The sequence below is a fragment of the Frigoribacterium sp. CFBP 13712 genome (assembly GCF_014842255.1).
In the GTDB taxonomy this organism is placed as follows: domain Bacteria; phylum Actinomycetota; class Actinomycetes; order Actinomycetales; family Microbacteriaceae; genus Frigoribacterium.
On record NZ_JACYVH010000007.1, the window covers coordinates 45,046 to 59,380 of the forward strand.

Genomic DNA, 14,335 nt, shown 5'->3' on the forward strand with positions numbered 1-14,335 from the left:
GGTCAGGCCCCCGGCGCGACGTTGTCGTCGTCGTAGACGTTGAACCGGTAGCCGACGTTGCGCACGGTGCCGATCAGCGACTCGAGGTCGCCGAGCTTGGCGCGGAGACGGCGGACGTGCACGTCGACCGTGCGGGTGCCGCCGAAGTAGTCGTAGCCCCAGACCTCGCTGAGCAGCTGCTCGCGCGTGAAGACCCGGGAGGGGTGCGTCGCGAAGAACCGGAGCAGCTCGAACTCCTTGAAGGTGAGGTCGAGCGGACGGCCGTGCACCTTGGCCGAGTAGCTCGCCTCGTCGATGACGACACCCGACGCGTGGATCTTCGACCCGGTCTGCGACTGCGCGAGCCGCCCCGTGACGAGCCGGATGCGGGCGTCGACCTCGGCGGGGCCGGCGCCCTCGAGGATGACGTCGTCGACACCCCACTCGGCGTTGACCGCGGTGAGCCCGCCCTCGGTGAGCACGAGCACGATCGGCACGGTGACGCCCGTCGTGCGGAGGATCTTGCAGAGCGACTTGGCGCTCGCGAGATCGGCCCGCGCGTCGACGAAGATCAGATCGCTCGACGGCGCGTTCACCAGTTGCGCGGGTTCGGCGGGGATCTGGCGGGTACGGTGACTGAGGAGTGCGAGCGCGGGGAGGACGTCGGGCCCGCCTGCCGAGGTCAGTACCAAGAGCTGCGCCACACGACCTCCAGTGAATGTACTGTCGAGCAGTCTAAAACATGAGCCCGGCCCATCCCGACCACCCGATGCTAGGGCAGGTCTCGAACGGAGAACGACGAAGTGGCAGATCCCCTGACCCCCAGCGCGGTCGACACGGCGCGGCTCAAGCCGCTGACGATCATCCCCGTGTGGCTCGCCGCCGTCGTCGCGGCCGTGCTCATCGTCGTCGTCGCCCCGCGCGACGAGGCGTTCACCTGGCTCTCCCTCTCGCTGGGCGGTCTGATCGTCCTGACGTTCGTGCTGCAGCTCGCGGCGAGTCAGAAGGACGGCCTCGTGTCGCGCACGATGCTGGCCCTCTGCGGCAGCCTCGTCGTGCTCGCCGTCGCGACCCTGGTGGTGGCCGTCACCGGCTGACCCGCCGCGGCCGCTCCGGGCGGCGCGCCTGCCGATGCTCCGAGGGTCTGCTGAGGCCCTCCCGATGTCGGTGGTCGGCGGGTAGGGTTGCCCGCATGGATTCCTTGCTCGCTCTCGAGTTGTTCTTCGTCGGCCTCCTCGCCCTGGCGTCCCTCGGCATCGGGTTCGTGTCGGTCGTCGTGCTGGTCAAGCTCTTCAAGGGTCAGCGCTGACCTTGATCGACATCCCCACCGACCTGCCGTCGGAGCTCGTCCCCCTGTCGTGGTTGATCGGCGTATGGGAGGGCACCGGCGTCGTCGACTACAAGATCGGCGAAGGCGACCCCGACCTGCCCGCCGAGGGCTCCGAGCCCGCCGAGCGGCGCGTCCACGAGTTCGGTCAGCGCATCAGCTTCAGCCACGACGGCCTGCCGTTCCTCAACTACAGCTCGTTCACCTGGCTGCTCGACGACGAGCGCACGCCGTTGACGACCGAGACGGGCTACTGGCGGCTCGAGCGGCCGGCCGAGGTGGGCGACCGCGGTCCGGGCATGCTGCCCGGCGTCGGCGTCCAGCCGTACAACTCGGCGCGTGCCGTCGAGATCCTCCGCACCCCCGACGACGGCTTCGGTCTCGAGGTGCAGATCGTGCACCCCACCGGGGTCAACGAGCTCTACCTGGGTCGCGTCAAGGGCCCGCGCATCGATCTCGCGACCGACGCCGTGCTGCGCTCGAGCAACGCCAAAGAGCACTCGGCGTCGACCCGCATGTACGGGCTCGTCGAGAACGACCTCCTCTGGGCATGGGACATCGCGGCCCTCGGCCAGGAGCTGCGCACGCACGCGTCCGGCAGGTTGTCGCGCGTTGACTGACACCTCCGCGGGCGGCGCGACCGACGCGACCACCGCCTCCTCGACCGGCTCCGCGTACCGCTCGCCGTTCGCGGCGCGCGACGGCTTCGTCGACGACGGCACCGGGGTCGCCGCCCACTACGGCGAGCTGATCCGTGAGCAGCGCCTGCTCTCGCAGGGCACGGCGGTCGTCGACCTCTCGAACCGCGGCGTGCTCACCGTGAGCGGCCCCGACCGGCTCAGCTGGCTCAACTCGCTGACCAGTCAGAGCGTCGGGCGTCTGGCGCCCGGCGAATCGACCGAGACCCTGCTGCTCGACGCCAACGGGCGACTCGAGCACGCGGTGCGACTCGTCGACGACGGCGAGACCGCGTGGCTGCTCGTCGACGGCGACGAGACCGAGCCGCTCCGGTCCTGGCTCGATCGGATGCGCTTCATGCTCCGCGTCGAGGTCGTCGACCGGTCGTCCGACGTCGCCACGGTGGGGTCGATGCACGACCTCTCCGCCGACGCCCGGGTGCCCGTGTTCACCTCGAACGACGTCGCCATCGCCTGGGTCGACCCCTGGCACGAGGTCGCCGTCGGCGGTCACAGCTACGCCGACTCCGAGAGCCACCCCGGCAGGCAGTGGTCGTACCACGAGACGCTCGTGTCCCGAGACGACCTCGCCGCGCTGGCCGCGTCTCCCGCCGCCGACCTGCCCGCCGCCGGCACGCTCGCCCTCGAGGCGCTGCGGATCGAGGCCTGGCGCCCGCGTCTCACGACCGAGGTCGACGAGCGCAGCATCCCGCACGAGCTCGACTGGATGCGCAGCGCCGTGCACCTGGCGAAGGGCTGCTACCGCGGCCAGGAGACCGTCGCCAAGGTGCACAACATCGGGCACCCGCCGCGGCGCCTGGTGATGCTGCACCTCGACGGCAGCGACGGCGTCCTGCCCGAGCACGGCGCCGCCGTCGTGCTCGCATCGCCCCCGACCGACGCGTTCGGTCAGACCGCCGCCGCCGACCCCGACGCCGGCCCCGACGCGCAGCCCCGCTCGCCCGCGGTCGTCGGTCACGTCACCAGCGTGGCGCTGCACCACGAGCTCGGCCCCGTCGCGCTGGCGCTCGTGAAGCGCACCACCCCCGAGACGGCGGCACTCGCCGTCGTCGCCGACGACATCGTGGTCGCCGCCTCGCAGGAGGTCATCGTGCCCTCGTCCGCCGGCGCCGCAGCGGGGGTACCCCGCCTGCCCCGTCTCGGCGCCGTCCGCCGCTGACCCGGCGGTGAGCGGGTCCGAGGGCGCGAGCGCCTCGTCCACGCGACGGGTGCGGTCGATGCTGACCCGCGCCTCCGGCGGGTTCGATCCGAGGGTCGCCACCGCGCGCACGATCGCGTCCGGCCCGGCGGTCGTGCAGATCGTCGTGGCGGTCTCGCTCTCGTACGCGATCACGCACTACCTGCTGGGGCACGCGATCCCGCTGCTGGCCGTGACGATCACCATCTCGTCGCTCGGCCTCGCCCGCGACGCCCGGCCGCGACGGGTGCTCGAGAACGCCGTCGGGGTGCTGATCGGCATCGCCCTCAGCGAGGTGCTGCTGATGATCGTCGGCAAGGGGCTCTGGCAGATCGCCCTGGTGCTGTCCGTCGCCCTCCTGGTGGGGCGCTTCTTCTCGTCGAGCAGCGCGTTCGCGGCCGCCGCGGCGACCCAGTCGATGCTCGTGATGCTGCTGCCCGACCCCGACGGCGGGCCGTTCGTCCGCAGCATCGACGGCGCGATCGGCGGAATCGTGGCGCTGCTGATCACGGCGGTGATCCCGCGTGATCCGATCGGTCTGGCCCGTGCCGACGCCGAGCAGCTCTTCGCCGAGGTCGAGCAGGCGTTCGCCTCGCTGGTCGCGGCGGTGCGCACCGACGACGTCCGTCGGGCCGACGACGCCCTCCGCCGCCTGCGCTCGACGCAGCCGCTGCTCGACGACTGGTCGTCGACCCTCGAGTCGGCGCAGTCGATCGCTCGGCTGTCGCCGTTCTTACGCTCGCGACTGCCTCACCTCCGGCAGCAGGCCGTCGTGCGCCGCTGCGTCGACCTCGCCGTGCGCAACCTCCGGGTGATCGCTCGTCGGCTCGACACCTCCGTCGGCGACGGGGTCGATCGCCGTGCGGTCGGCGATCTGCTCGAGAGCACCGCGCGGGCCGTGGGTGTGCTCGGAGAGTCCCTGCGCGACGTCGAGAGGCGACCCGTCGCGCGCGAGGCGCTGACCGCTGTGGCCCGCCGACTCGACCCGGCCGTGGTCGTGCCGGGTGCGCCCGTGACCGAGGCGATGATCGTGCTGATGATGCGCCCGCTGCTGGTCGACCTGCTCATGGCGACGGGGCTCGACCACGACGAGGCCCGCGCCCTGCTCGCCCGCGTCTGACCGCCCGCCCGGCCGGCATCGCGACTCAGGCCCGGGGTGCGCCCGCGTCTGACCGGCCGCCCGGCCGGCCTCGCGACTCAGGCCCGGGGTGCGACCGCCTGCCACGGCAGCGACAGCTCGCCGAGCCGCCAGCGCGAGCGACCGTGCCGAACCGGCCACCCGCCGTCGCGCAGCCCCTGCACCGTCGCCAGCCAGCGCTGCACCGGGCCGTACACCGACAGCGGCGCTGCGACGGCCCACTGGCGGTCGAGGTCGACGAGCAGGTCGTGCACGCGCTCGCCCGCGACGTTGCGGTGGATGAGCGCCTTGGGCAGCCGCTCGGCCACGATCGAGGGCACGTCGAGCTCGGCCAGCCGCAGCGACACGGTGAACGCCTGCGGCCCCTCGGGCGTCACGTCCACCCAGCTCGCCACGCGTCCGATCTCGTTGCAGGTGCCCTCCACGAGCACGCCGCCGGGCTGCAGCCGCGCGGTCATCAGCGCCCAGGAGTCGGCCACCTGCGACTCGTCGTACTGCCGCAGAACGTTGAACGCCCTGATCACGGCGGGTCGGCGGTCGCCGTCGAGCGGCACCTCGAAGCCGCCCCGGCGGAAGCTCACGCCCGGTCGCGCCGACAGGTTCGCGAGTCTGACCCGCTCGGGATCGATCTCGATGCCCACCACCTCGACATCGGGGCGGACCCGCAGGAGGCGCTGGTGCAGTTCGAGAGGGGTCGTCGCGCTCGCCCCGTACCCCAGGTCGACCACCAGCGGGTCGTCGGCCCGGCGGAACGAGGGGTGGGCGGCGATCCACCGATCGACGCGGCGGAGCCGGTTGGTGCCGGTCGTGCCGCGGGTGATCGAACCGATGGGCATGCGCCGAGTCTGCCAGCATGTCGTCGCGATACGCTTGTCGCATGACTTCGACCCTCATCCTCCTGCGTCACGGCAACAGCGAATGGAACGCGAAGAACCTCTTCACGGGATGGGTCGACGTGCGACTCACCGAGCAGGGCCGCGCCGAGGCGAAGCGCGCCGGCGAGCTGCTGCGCGACAACGACCTGCTGCCCGACATCCTCTACACGTCGCGGCTGACCCGTGCCATCCAGACCGCCGACATCGCGCTCGAAGAGGCCGACCGGCTGTGGATCGACGTGAAGCGCTCGTGGCGGCTCAACGAGCGCCACTACGGCGCCCTGCAGGGCAAAGACAAGGCGCAGACGCTCGAGCAGTACGGCCCCGAGCAGTTCCAGACCTGGCGTCGCTCGTTCGACGTGCCGCCGCCCCCGCTCGACGACGACAGCGAGTTCTCGCAGGCCCACGACAAGCGCTACGCCGAGCTCGGCATCGACGCCCCGCGCACCGAGTCGCTGGCCCTCGTCATCGAGCGGATGCTGCCCTACTGGCACAGCGACATCACCGAGAGCCTCGCCGCCGGTGACGTCACGCTGGTGGTGGCCCACGGCAACTCGCTGCGCGCCCTGGTCAAGCACCTCGACGGCATCGGCGACGACGAGATCTCCGAGCTGAACATCCCCACCGGCATCCCGCTGGTCTACGAGCTCGACGACGACTTCGCGCCGACCGGCCCCGGCCGGTACCTCGACCCCGAGGCCGCCGCTGCCGGTGCCGCCGCGGTCGCGAACCAGGGCAAGAAGTAGCCCGAACCGCCCTGCGGCCGCGCTCAGACGGGTGTGGGGCGGGTTCGCGTCATCCGCGGCGGGTGAGCGCTGACCCGCCGCGGAGGACACCGACCCGCCGCACCCGAACCGGCCGCACCCGAACCGCCCGCACGCGAGCCCGCCGCACGCGAGCCCGCCGGCAGGCGAGCCCGCCGCACCGGGCCCCGGCTAGACGAACTGCTCGCTGATCTCCAGCACCAGCGCGTCGATGTCGACCGGGGTGCTCGTGTCGACGCGGATCACCGGCCACGCCCCCAGGGGCTCGGCGGCGGCCGCCCACTCGCCCCACGCCGCGCGGGTCGACTCGACCGTCCCGTGGGCCGGGTGCCGCCCGCCCGCCGCGATCCGGTCGACGCTGCGCTGCAGCGCCACCTCGGGGTCGACGTCGCACCAGACCTCTACGGTGCGGGGCGACCCGGCGCGGGCCACGCCCGATCGTGCGCCCTCGAGCTCGGTCGGACGATGCCAGAACGCGTCGACGACGACGCCCGCCTCGACCTCGGCCGCCATCGACCACACGGTCTCGTGGGCGATCCGGTCGATCGCCTCGGGGGCGACCATCGGCCCGGCCAGGTCGACCAGCGCCTCCTCGACGGGGTCGTGGGCGAGCAGCGGGCAGCCCAGCACGCCCGCGAGCGTGGCCGAGAGGGTGGTCTTGCCCGAGCCGGGCAGACCGTTGACGAGGATCGCGACTGAAGCCATCCCGCCATCCTCTCGCAGTTCTGCGGGGGCGGACGCGAAGGAGGCGCGGTGTCCGTCGGGCGGACACCGCGCCTCCTCGGCGATGCGGGTTCTCAGACCTCGGATGCGACCCAGTCGCCGGTCGCCAGGTACTGGACCTTCTTGGCGATGGAGACCGCGTGGTCGGCGAAGCGCTCGTGGTAGCGCGAGGCGAGGGTGGAGTCGACCGTGTCGACGGCCGCGCCCTTCCAGGTCTCGCCGAGCACCTTGTCGAAGACGCTGAGGTGCAGCTCGTCGATGCGGTCGTCGTCGTTGCGGATCTCCTCGGCGAGGCGCACGTCCTCGGTCGTCAGCAGCTCGGTGAGCTTGTTCGCGATCGCGACGTCGAGCTCGCCGAGCTCTTTGAACGTCGGGCGCAGCGACTTCGGCACGACCTTCTCGGGGAACCGGTAGCGCGCCAGCTGGGCGATGTGCTCGGCCATGTCGCCCATGCGCTCGAGCGAGGCGCTGATGCGCAGCGCGCTCACGACGATGCGCAGGTCGCGGGCGACCGGGTTCTGGCGGGCCAGGATGTCGATGGCCAGCTCGTCGAGGGCGATGGCGCGCTCGTCGATGGCGTCGTCGTCGGCGATGACCTGTTCGGCCAGCGACACGTTCGACTCGTTGAAGGCCGTCGTGGCGTTCTTGATCGAGATGGCGACGAGGCCTGAGATCTCGACCAGGCGCTCCTGGACCTCTTGCAGCTCCTGCTGGAATACCTCGCGCATGTCGTAGTCGACCCTCTCGTAGCTCGCGGGGGCGTGGACGCCCGGCAGCGGGGGCGATGTCGCCCGCACAGTCCAGTCCAGCCTCATGGGTGAAGGTTAACGACCGGTGCCGGTGGCCTGAACACTCACCAAAGTACAGGCCGTCGCAGCCCCTCCCGTTCATCATGCCCCGCGCGGGTCACTATCGTGATGGCATGGACTCAGCCTGGTTGGTTCCGCTGTCGCTGGCCTTCGGGGCCGTGGCCGGTGCCGCGATCGTCATCGTGGTGGTGGCGGCGCACGCCAGGTCCGTCAAGGTGGCACGGCTCGTCGAGGTGTCGCTGCCCGACGGCATCGACGCCGTGCTCGACGCGCTCGAGTCGGCGGGCGTCGTCGTCGACCCGTCGGGCAACGTGCTCAAGGCGTCGCCGCGGGCCCTGCAGCTCGGTCTGGTCTCGGCGCAGCAGCACCTCGTGCACGCCGAGATCGAAGACCTCGTGGCCCTCGCTCGGCGCGAAGGCGAACCGCAGGCCGACGAGCTCACCCTCGCGCGCCTCCCGGGCAGCGAGGCGACGTTCGTGCTGGGCGTGCGCGTGGCGCCGCTCGGCGGTCGGTACGTGCTCGTGCTCGCCGAAGACCGCAGCGAGGGGCGTCGTCTCGACGACATGCGGCGCGACTTCGTCGCCAACATCAGTCACGAGCTGAAGACCCCGATCGGCGCGGTCGGGCTGCTGGCCGAGGCTCTCGAGTCGGCCTCGTCCGACCCCGAGCAGGTGCGGCACTTCGCGAAGAGCCTGACCCGCGAGGCCGGTCGCCTGGGGCGCCTCACACAGGACATCATCGAGCTCTCGAGGCTGCAGGCGACCGACGCCCTCGAATCGAGCGAGCCCATCGACGTGCGCGTCGTCGTCGACACCGCGGTCGACCGCAACCGCGTCGTCGCCGACGCCCGCGGCATCTCGCTGGTCGTGCGCGGCGGCCGGCATGCGACGGTGCTCGGCGACGAGCAGATGCTCGTGACAGCCGTCGACAACCTGATCGCCAACGCCATCAACTACTCGCCCGACGGCTCGCGGGTCGGCATCGGCGCCACCGTCGACGACTCGGGCACCGTCGAGGTCGCCGTGACCGACCAGGGCTACGGGATCCCCGACGACGAGCTCGACCGCGTCTTCGAGCGCTTCTACCGCGTCGACCCGGCGCGGTCGCGGCGGACGGGCGGCACCGGGCTCGGGCTCGCCATCGTGAAGCACGTGATCCAGAATCACGGGGGCGACGTGCGCGTCTGGTCGCAGGTCGGCAAGGGCAGCACCTTCACCCTCCGTCTGCCCGAGGCGCGCACGCAGCCGGAGACCCGATCGACCCCCCTGCCGGTCACCACCCGACAAGACCGCACCGCCCGACACGACGGCGCCCGAACAGACGGCGCCCGCCGTGAGGGCACCACCCGACAAGACATCGAGGCACGATGACGACCCACATCCTGATCGTCGAAGACGAGGAGTCGCTCAGCGAACCGCTGGCGTTCATCCTCGAGCGCGAGGGCTACCGCACGACGGTCGCCGAAGACGGCCCCGCGGCGATCGCCGCGTTCGAGAAGGGCGGCGCCGATCTGGTGCTGCTCGACCTCATGCTGCCCGGCATCCCCGGCACCGAGGTCTGCCGGGTCATCCGCACCAGGTCGCAGGTGCCGATCGTCATGCTGACCGCGAAAGACAGCGAGGTCGACATCGTCGTCGGGCTCGAGCTCGGCGCCGACGACTACGTCACGAAGCCGTACTCGACGCGCGAGCTGCTGGCGCGCATCCGGGCTGTGCTGCGCCGCCGCGTCGACACCGACGACCTCTCCGACTCGATGCTCGAGGCCGGCGACATCCGGATGGACGTCGAGCGCCACGTCGTCACCGTGCGCGGCACCGACATCGCCATGCCCCTGAAGGAGTTCGAGCTGCTCGAGCTGCTGATGCGCAACGCCGGCCGGGTGCTCACCCGCGGTCAGCTGATCGACCGCGTCTGGGGCGCCGACTACTTCGGCGACACCAAGACGCTCGACGTGCACATCAAGCGCATCCGCTCGAAGATCGAGGCCGTGCCGTCCGAGCCGAAGGCCCTGGTGACCGTGCGCGGACTCGGGTATCGCATCGAGGCCTGACCCGCGCCTCCTGCCCGGGGCCCTCGCCCTCTCGTTCCCCGACCGGAGCCGAGGAGGCGCGGGTCGGGGCGGACGACATCCCGACCGGAGCCGAGGAGGCGCGGGTCGGGGCGGACGACGAGAGGCCCGGCCCCGCAGACAGCGGGCCGGGCCTCTCGTGGTGCGTGCGGTGCCTACGGAGCGGTGGTGGCGCTCGGCGTGGCGCCCTCTTGGGTCGTGCCCTCGTTCGTCTGGCGGTCGTTGCCCTCGGGGTTGGCGCTGGACTCGGGGAGCGGTGTCGAGTCGGTGCCCGGCTCGGCGCTCGTGGCGGGGGAGGGGAGCAGCGTCGCGTACTCGGGCAGATCGCCGTTGAGCACGGGCACCTGGAGGGTCTTGCCGGTCTCGGTGCCGTACTGGATGTACACGGGGAGCAGCGAGCCGACCGTGAGGTCGAGGTCGGACATGAGCAGCTGCTCGTCGCCCTCGGTCGTGCCGCGGCTGACCTGCGAGTCGCCCTCGACCGTGACGGTCTCGGTCTGGCGACCGGCCTCGGTCTCGTACTGGAACGAGACGTCGACGCTGTCGTCGCCCGTGTTGAGCACGACCATGCTGAGGCTGGCCTCGGTGCCGTCTTCGGTCAGCGCGATCGCGTTGCGCACCGCGACGTCGCCGATGTTCAGGCTCGTGCCGTCGCTGGCGTCGTACTGCTTGAGGGTCGCCTGGGGGCTGATGAAGTTGCACCCGGCGGCGACGAGCACGACGCCGACCCCGACGGCGGTTGCCGCCACGGTGCGACGGGCGAGCGCCGATCGAAGTTCCAGCACAGATCCGTCTCGCACGGGTGTCCTCCAGGATCCAGTCAAAGCAAAAGGTCTCTACAGCCTAGCCACCGCGGGGCAGGCCGGAGGGTAAGGGAGCCCTTACCGGTAGGCCCCCATGTTAGCCTGTGAGCCGCAGGATGGAGCCAGATTGATGCAGTTCGAGCCCGGCGTGACCGAGGTCGACGATCTGCTCGTCGACGTCGCCCGCGCAGTCGTCGTCGTCGCCGCCGGCAGCGGCACCCGTCTCGCCCAGGGGGCGCCCAAGGCCTTCGTCGCGGTCGCCGGCCGCAGCATCCTCGAGCGGTCGCTCGAGTCGATCTTCGCGTCGGCCGACCCCGTGCAGGTGGTCGTCGTGGTGCCGGCTGCGCTCGTCGACGAGTCGCGCGCCCTGGTCGACTCCGTCGCCGGGCCGGCGTCGGGCTACGCGTCGGTCGTCTCCGGCGGTGCGAGCCGTCAGGCCTCGGTCGCGGCCGGCCTCGCCCGCGTCGCCCCCTCGGTCGCGACCGTGCTCGTGCACGACTGCGCCCGACCCTTCACCCCGACGGCGCAGTTCGACCTCGTCGCCTCGACGGTCGAGCGGACCGGTCACGGGGTCGTGCCGGGGCTGCCCGTCAGCGACACCATCAAGCGCGTCGGGTCCGCCGGCGAGGTCGTCGAGACCGTCGACCGCTCCGAGCTGGTCGCCATGCAGACGCCGCAGGGGTTCCCCCGGGCCGAGCTCGACGCGGCCTACGCCACGGCGGGCGCCGAGCACACCGACGACGCAGCGCTCTTCGCCGCGCACGGGCACCGGGTCGTCGTCGTCGAGGGCGACCCCGTGGCCTTCAAGATCACCACCCCGTGGGATCTCCGCCGGGCCGAGACGATCGCCCGCGAGCGCGCCGCAGCCGCGCCCGCCCCCGCCGCCGCCTCTGCCGCCGCCGCCGAGCGCGGTTCGAACCCCGCCGCCGAGCGCGGTTCGCGCTCCGACGACGACGCGCACCGGCTGCGCACGGGTCTGGGCGTCGACGTCCACGCCTTCGACGACCGCCAGCCGCTGCACCTCGGTCTGCTGCACTTCGAGGGCGAGGCGGGTCTCGCCGGGCACAGCGACGGCGACGCCGTCGCGCACGCCCTGGTCGACGCCCTGCTGTCGGCGGCGGGCCTCGGCGACATCGGCTCGATGTTCGGCACCGACGACCCGCGCTTCGCCGGCGCGAGCGGCGAGGTCTTCGTCACCGCGACGCTCGAGCGCCTGACCGCGGCCGGGTTCGACGTCGTCTCGGCGGCCGTGCAGGTCATCGGCAACCGCCCGCGGCTCGCCCGCCGTCGCCTCGAGATGGAGGCGCGGCTCATCGAGGTCGTCGGCGCGCCGGTCAGCGTCTCGGCGACCACCACCGACGGGCTCGGCTTCACCGGGCGGGGCGAGGGCGTCACGGCGATCGCGACCGCGCTGGTCGCCGTGGTCGACGGCACCTCAATAGGCTGATCGCGTGACAATCCGCCTCTACGACTCCCGCGCCCAGGCGCTCGTCGACTTCGAACCGCTCGTCCCCGGTCAGGTGGGCCTCTACGTCTGCGGGCCGACCGTCCAGTCGTCGCCCCACATCGGGCACCTGCGCTCCGCCCTCGTGTACGACCTGTGGCGCCGCTGGTTCACCTACCGCGGTCTCGACGTCACGCTGGTGCGCAACGTCACCGACATCGACGACAAGATCCTCGCCCTGGCCGCCGGCACCGACGAGCAGTGGTGGGCACGCGCCTACCGCTACGAGCTCGAGTTCACCGCCGGCTACCAGGCCCTCGGCATCCTCGCGCCGACCTACGAGCCCCGCGCGACGGCGAGCATCAGCGAGATGCAGCAGATCGTCGAGCGGCTGATCGAGCGCGGGCACGCCTACGCGGCGGACGACGCCTCGGGCGACGTCTACTTCGACACGGCGAGCTGGCCCGCCTACGGCGCGCTCACCCGGCAGGACGTCGCCGACATGGCGTCGGCCGCCGACGCCGACCCGCGGGGCAAGCGCGACCCCCGCGACTTCGCGCTGTGGAAGGGCGCGAAGGCCGACGAGCCCGCATCGGCCGCCTGGTCGTCGCCCTGGGGCGAGGGCCGACCCGGCTGGCACATCGAGTGCTCGGCCATGTCGCGTCGCTACCTCGGCCCGGCCTTCGACATCCACGGCGGCGGTCTCGACCTGAGGTTCCCGCACCACGAGAACGAGCTGGCCCAGTCGACGGCAGCCGGCGACGGGTTCGCGCGGCACTGGCTGCACAACGGTCTGGTCAACGTCGACGGTCAGAAGATGTCGAAGTCGCTCGGCAACTCGATCTTCGCCGCCGAGTTCCTCGAGAAGGCCCGACCCGTCGTGGTGCGGTACTTCCTCAGCGCCGCGCACTACCGGTCGACGATCGATTACCACGACGGTGCGCTGGTCGAGGCCGATGCGGCCCTCGACCGGGTCGAGACCTTCCTGTCCCGCGCCGAGCGCCGTCTCGCCGGCACGCGCTTCGCCTCGGTCGGCGCGCGGGTCGTCCCCGACGACTTCGCCGCCGCGATGGACGACGATCTCAACGTGCCTCAGGCGATCGCGGTGCTGCACGACGCGGTGCGCGCCGGCAACTCGGCCCTCGACGACGGCGACCTCGACACGGCCGCCCGCGAATGGCAGCACGTGGCCGCCATGGTCGCCGTGCTCGGCATCGATCCGCTCGCCCCCGAGTGGCGCGACGACGACGAGGGCGCGGCGCACCGCGCGCTCGGTGCCGTGATCGACGTACTCTTGGCGGAACGCCAGCATGCCCGGGCCGATCGCGACTTCGCACGGGCCGACCAGATCCGCAGCACCCTCTCGGGTGCCGGGATCCTCATCGAAGACACCCCCAGCGGGTCGCATTGGAGCTTGGAACAGTGAAGAACACCAGCGGAGCACGTAAGGGCCGTCCCGGCAACAGTGCCGTGCGGCAGGGCAGCAAGGGCAAGCAGGTCGGCAGCGGCGGGCAGGGTCGTCAGGCCCTCGAGGGCAAGAAGCCCACCCCCGCGGCCGAAGACCGCCCGTACCACCCCGCCGGCAAGGCGAAGATCGCCCGCGAGCGACTCGAGAGCGCCCGCGGTCGCAGCAGCAACGGCCCGCGCGCCGGTTCGCCGATCGCCGGTCGCGGCGGGGCGAGCGACGCCCAGCGTCGTCGCCCGAAGTCGGCCGACGACCACGAGATGGTGACCGGTCGCAACTCGGTGCTCGAAGCGCTGCGCACGCGCATCCCCGCGTCGACGCTGTACATCGCGGCCCGCATCGAGATGGACGACCGCACGAAGGAGATCCTGCAGCTCGCCACGCGACGTGGTCTGCCGGTGCTCGAGGTCATGCGCCCCGAACTCGACCGTCTGACCGGGGCCGACTCGGTGCACCAGGGCGTCGCCCTCAAGGTGCCGCCGTACGAGTACGCGCACCCGATGGACATGCTCGAGACGTCGATCAAGCGTCAGCAGAAGCCGCTCTTCGTCGCCCTCGACGGCATCACCGACCCGCGCAACCTCGGGGCGATCATCCGATCGGTGGCCGCGTTCGGCGGTCAGGGCGTCATCGTCCCGCAGCGTCGCTCGGTCGGTCTCACGGCCTCGGCCTGGAAGACCTCGGCCGGCGCCGCGGCGCGCATCCCCGTCGCGATGGCCTCGAACCTCACGCAGACGCTCAAGTCGTTCAAAGAGCAGGGCGTCTTCGTGGTCGGCCTCGACGGCGGCGGCGACGTGATGCTGCCCGGTCTCGAGCTGGCCGACCGCCCGATCGTGGTCGTCGTCGGCAGCGAGGGCAAGGGCCTCTCGCGCATCGTCGCCGAGACCTGCGACGCGATCGTGTCGGTGCCGATCACCGGCGCCGTCGAGTCGCTCAACGCCGGCATCGCCGCGTCCGTCACGCTCTACGAGATCTCGAAGCTGCGGGCCGAACGCAAGAAGTGAGCCCCTGCAGGAGGCGCGGATCGGGGTCGTCCCGGCCCGCGCCTCCTGCGTTCTCCGGCCG

15 protein-coding genes are annotated in these 14,335 nt (G+C 72.0%); 10 read left to right on the forward strand and 5 right to left on the reverse strand.

Annotated features, from left to right (window positions below):
• Positions 1-2 precede the first annotated feature (2 nt).
• Positions 3-683, reverse strand: a complete 681-nt coding sequence (locus IFT51_RS12035; protein ID WP_192061324.1) for a winged helix-turn-helix domain-containing protein — start codon at positions 681-683, stop codon at positions 3-5.
• Between the two features lie 99 nt (positions 684-782).
• Here IFT51_RS12035 and IFT51_RS12040 point away from each other — a divergent pair, with 99 nt between their 5' ends.
• From IFT51_RS12040 to IFT51_RS12055, 4 genes are all read left to right on the forward strand, one after another.
• The gene (locus IFT51_RS12040; RefSeq protein ID WP_192061325.1) at positions 783-1,076 is read left to right on the forward strand and encodes a hypothetical protein; all 294 of its coding nucleotides are present in this window, start codon (positions 783-785) and stop codon (positions 1,074-1,076) included.
• Positions 1,077-1,290: 214 nt separating this feature from the next.
• Positions 1,291-1,926 (forward strand): FABP family protein, encoded by a 636-nt coding sequence (locus tag IFT51_RS12045; RefSeq protein WP_192061326.1) that lies wholly within the window; start codon positions 1,291-1,293, stop codon positions 1,924-1,926.
• The gene (locus IFT51_RS12050; RefSeq protein ID WP_192061327.1) at positions 1,919-3,163 is read left to right on the forward strand and encodes a folate-binding protein YgfZ; all 1,245 of its coding nucleotides are present in this window, start codon (positions 1,919-1,921) and stop codon (positions 3,161-3,163) included. Before IFT51_RS12045 ends, IFT51_RS12050 begins: the two co-directional genes overlap by 8 nt.
• A 7-nt stretch (positions 3,164-3,170) precedes the next feature.
• Complete coding sequence (locus IFT51_RS12055) at positions 3,171-4,301, forward strand: aromatic acid exporter family protein (protein WP_192061328.1); 1,131 nt, start codon at positions 3,171-3,173, stop codon at positions 4,299-4,301.
• Positions 4,302-4,378: 77 nt separating this feature from the next.
• Here IFT51_RS12055 and IFT51_RS12060 read toward each other — a convergent pair whose 3' ends face one another.
• Entirely contained in the window at positions 4,379-5,155 is a 777-nt protein-coding gene (locus tag IFT51_RS12060) for a class I SAM-dependent methyltransferase (RefSeq protein WP_192061329.1), read from the reverse strand.
• A gap of 41 nt (positions 5,156-5,196) precedes the next feature.
• Here IFT51_RS12060 and IFT51_RS12065 point away from each other — a divergent pair, with 41 nt between their 5' ends.
• Complete coding sequence (locus IFT51_RS12065; protein WP_192061330.1) at positions 5,197-5,940, forward strand: phosphoglyceromutase; 744 nt, start codon at positions 5,197-5,199, stop codon at positions 5,938-5,940.
• Between the two features lie 189 nt (positions 5,941-6,129).
• Here IFT51_RS12065 and IFT51_RS12070 read toward each other — a convergent pair whose 3' ends face one another.
• Both IFT51_RS12070 and phoU read right to left on the reverse strand, forming a co-directional pair.
• Complete coding sequence (locus IFT51_RS12070; RefSeq protein WP_192061331.1) at positions 6,130-6,663, reverse strand: AAA family ATPase; 534 nt, start codon at positions 6,661-6,663, stop codon at positions 6,130-6,132.
• 92 nt (positions 6,664-6,755) lie between these two features.
• Positions 6,756-7,409: a phosphate signaling complex protein PhoU gene (phoU, locus tag IFT51_RS12075; RefSeq protein WP_192061429.1), complete on the reverse strand. Its 654-nt coding sequence runs from the start codon at positions 7,407-7,409 to the stop codon at positions 6,756-6,758.
• 194 nt (positions 7,410-7,603) lie between these two features.
• On the opposite strand from phoU, the gene IFT51_RS12080 reads away from it, so the two are divergent.
• Together IFT51_RS12080 and IFT51_RS12085 are read left to right on the forward strand one after the other, a co-directional pair.
• On the forward strand, positions 7,604-8,860 hold the full coding sequence (locus IFT51_RS12080) for a cell wall metabolism sensor histidine kinase WalK (protein ID WP_192061332.1): 1,257 nt from the start codon (positions 7,604-7,606) through the stop codon (positions 8,858-8,860).
• A complete protein-coding gene (locus IFT51_RS12085) occupies positions 8,857-9,540 on the forward strand; it encodes a response regulator transcription factor (RefSeq protein WP_192061333.1) in 684 nt (227 codons plus the stop codon). The genes IFT51_RS12080 and IFT51_RS12085 overlap by 4 nt, the downstream gene beginning before the upstream one ends.
• 173 nt (positions 9,541-9,713) lie before the next feature.
• Here the strand turns inward: IFT51_RS12085 and IFT51_RS12090 are convergent, their stop codons facing one another.
• Positions 9,714-10,358, reverse strand: a complete 645-nt coding sequence (locus IFT51_RS12090) for a hypothetical protein (RefSeq protein ID WP_192061334.1) — start codon at positions 10,356-10,358, stop codon at positions 9,714-9,716.
• Between the two features lie 133 nt (positions 10,359-10,491).
• Between IFT51_RS12090 and ispD the strand changes: the two genes are divergently transcribed.
• Genes ispD through rlmB form a run of 3 tightly spaced genes read left to right on the forward strand, consistent with a single transcriptional unit; the run spans position 10,492 to position 14,274 of the window.
• Complete coding sequence (gene ispD / locus IFT51_RS12095) at positions 10,492-11,808, forward strand: 2-C-methyl-D-erythritol 4-phosphate cytidylyltransferase (protein WP_192061335.1); 1,317 nt, start codon at positions 10,492-10,494, stop codon at positions 11,806-11,808.
• A 4-nt stretch (positions 11,809-11,812) separates the two neighbouring features.
• Positions 11,813-13,231, forward strand: a complete 1,419-nt coding sequence (gene cysS, locus IFT51_RS12100) for a cysteine--tRNA ligase (protein WP_192061336.1) — start codon at positions 11,813-11,815, stop codon at positions 13,229-13,231.
• Positions 13,228-14,274 (forward strand): 23S rRNA (guanosine(2251)-2'-O)-methyltransferase RlmB, encoded by a 1,047-nt coding sequence (rlmB, locus tag IFT51_RS12105; protein WP_192061337.1) that lies wholly within the window; start codon positions 13,228-13,230, stop codon positions 14,272-14,274. Before cysS ends, rlmB begins: the two co-directional genes overlap by 4 nt.
• Positions 14,275-14,335 lie beyond the last annotated feature (61 nt).

What these genes read in the sequence shown, in the direction of transcription:
- IFT51_RS12060 (WP_192061329.1), bottom strand. Translation starts at nt 5,155, where the DNA reads ATGCCCATCGGTTCGATCACCCGCGGCACGACCGGCACCAACCGGCTC.
- IFT51_RS12065 (WP_192061330.1), top strand. Translation starts at nt 5,197, where the DNA reads ATGACTTCGACCCTCATCCTCCTGCGTCACGGCAACAGCGAATGGAAC.
- IFT51_RS12070 (WP_192061331.1), bottom strand. Translation starts at nt 6,663, where the DNA reads ATGGCTTCAGTCGCGATCCTCGTCAACGGTCTGCCCGGCTCGGGCAAG.
- phoU (WP_192061429.1), bottom strand. Translation starts at nt 7,409, where the DNA reads ATGCGCGAGGTATTCCAGCAGGAGCTGCAAGAGGTCCAGGAGCGCCTG.
- IFT51_RS12080 (WP_192061332.1), top strand. Translation starts at nt 7,604, where the DNA reads ATGGACTCAGCCTGGTTGGTTCCGCTGTCGCTGGCCTTCGGGGCCGTG.
- IFT51_RS12085 (WP_192061333.1), top strand. Translation starts at nt 8,857, where the DNA reads ATGACGACCCACATCCTGATCGTCGAAGACGAGGAGTCGCTCAGCGAA.
- ispD (WP_192061335.1), top strand. Translation starts at nt 10,492, where the DNA reads ATGCAGTTCGAGCCCGGCGTGACCGAGGTCGACGATCTGCTCGTCGAC.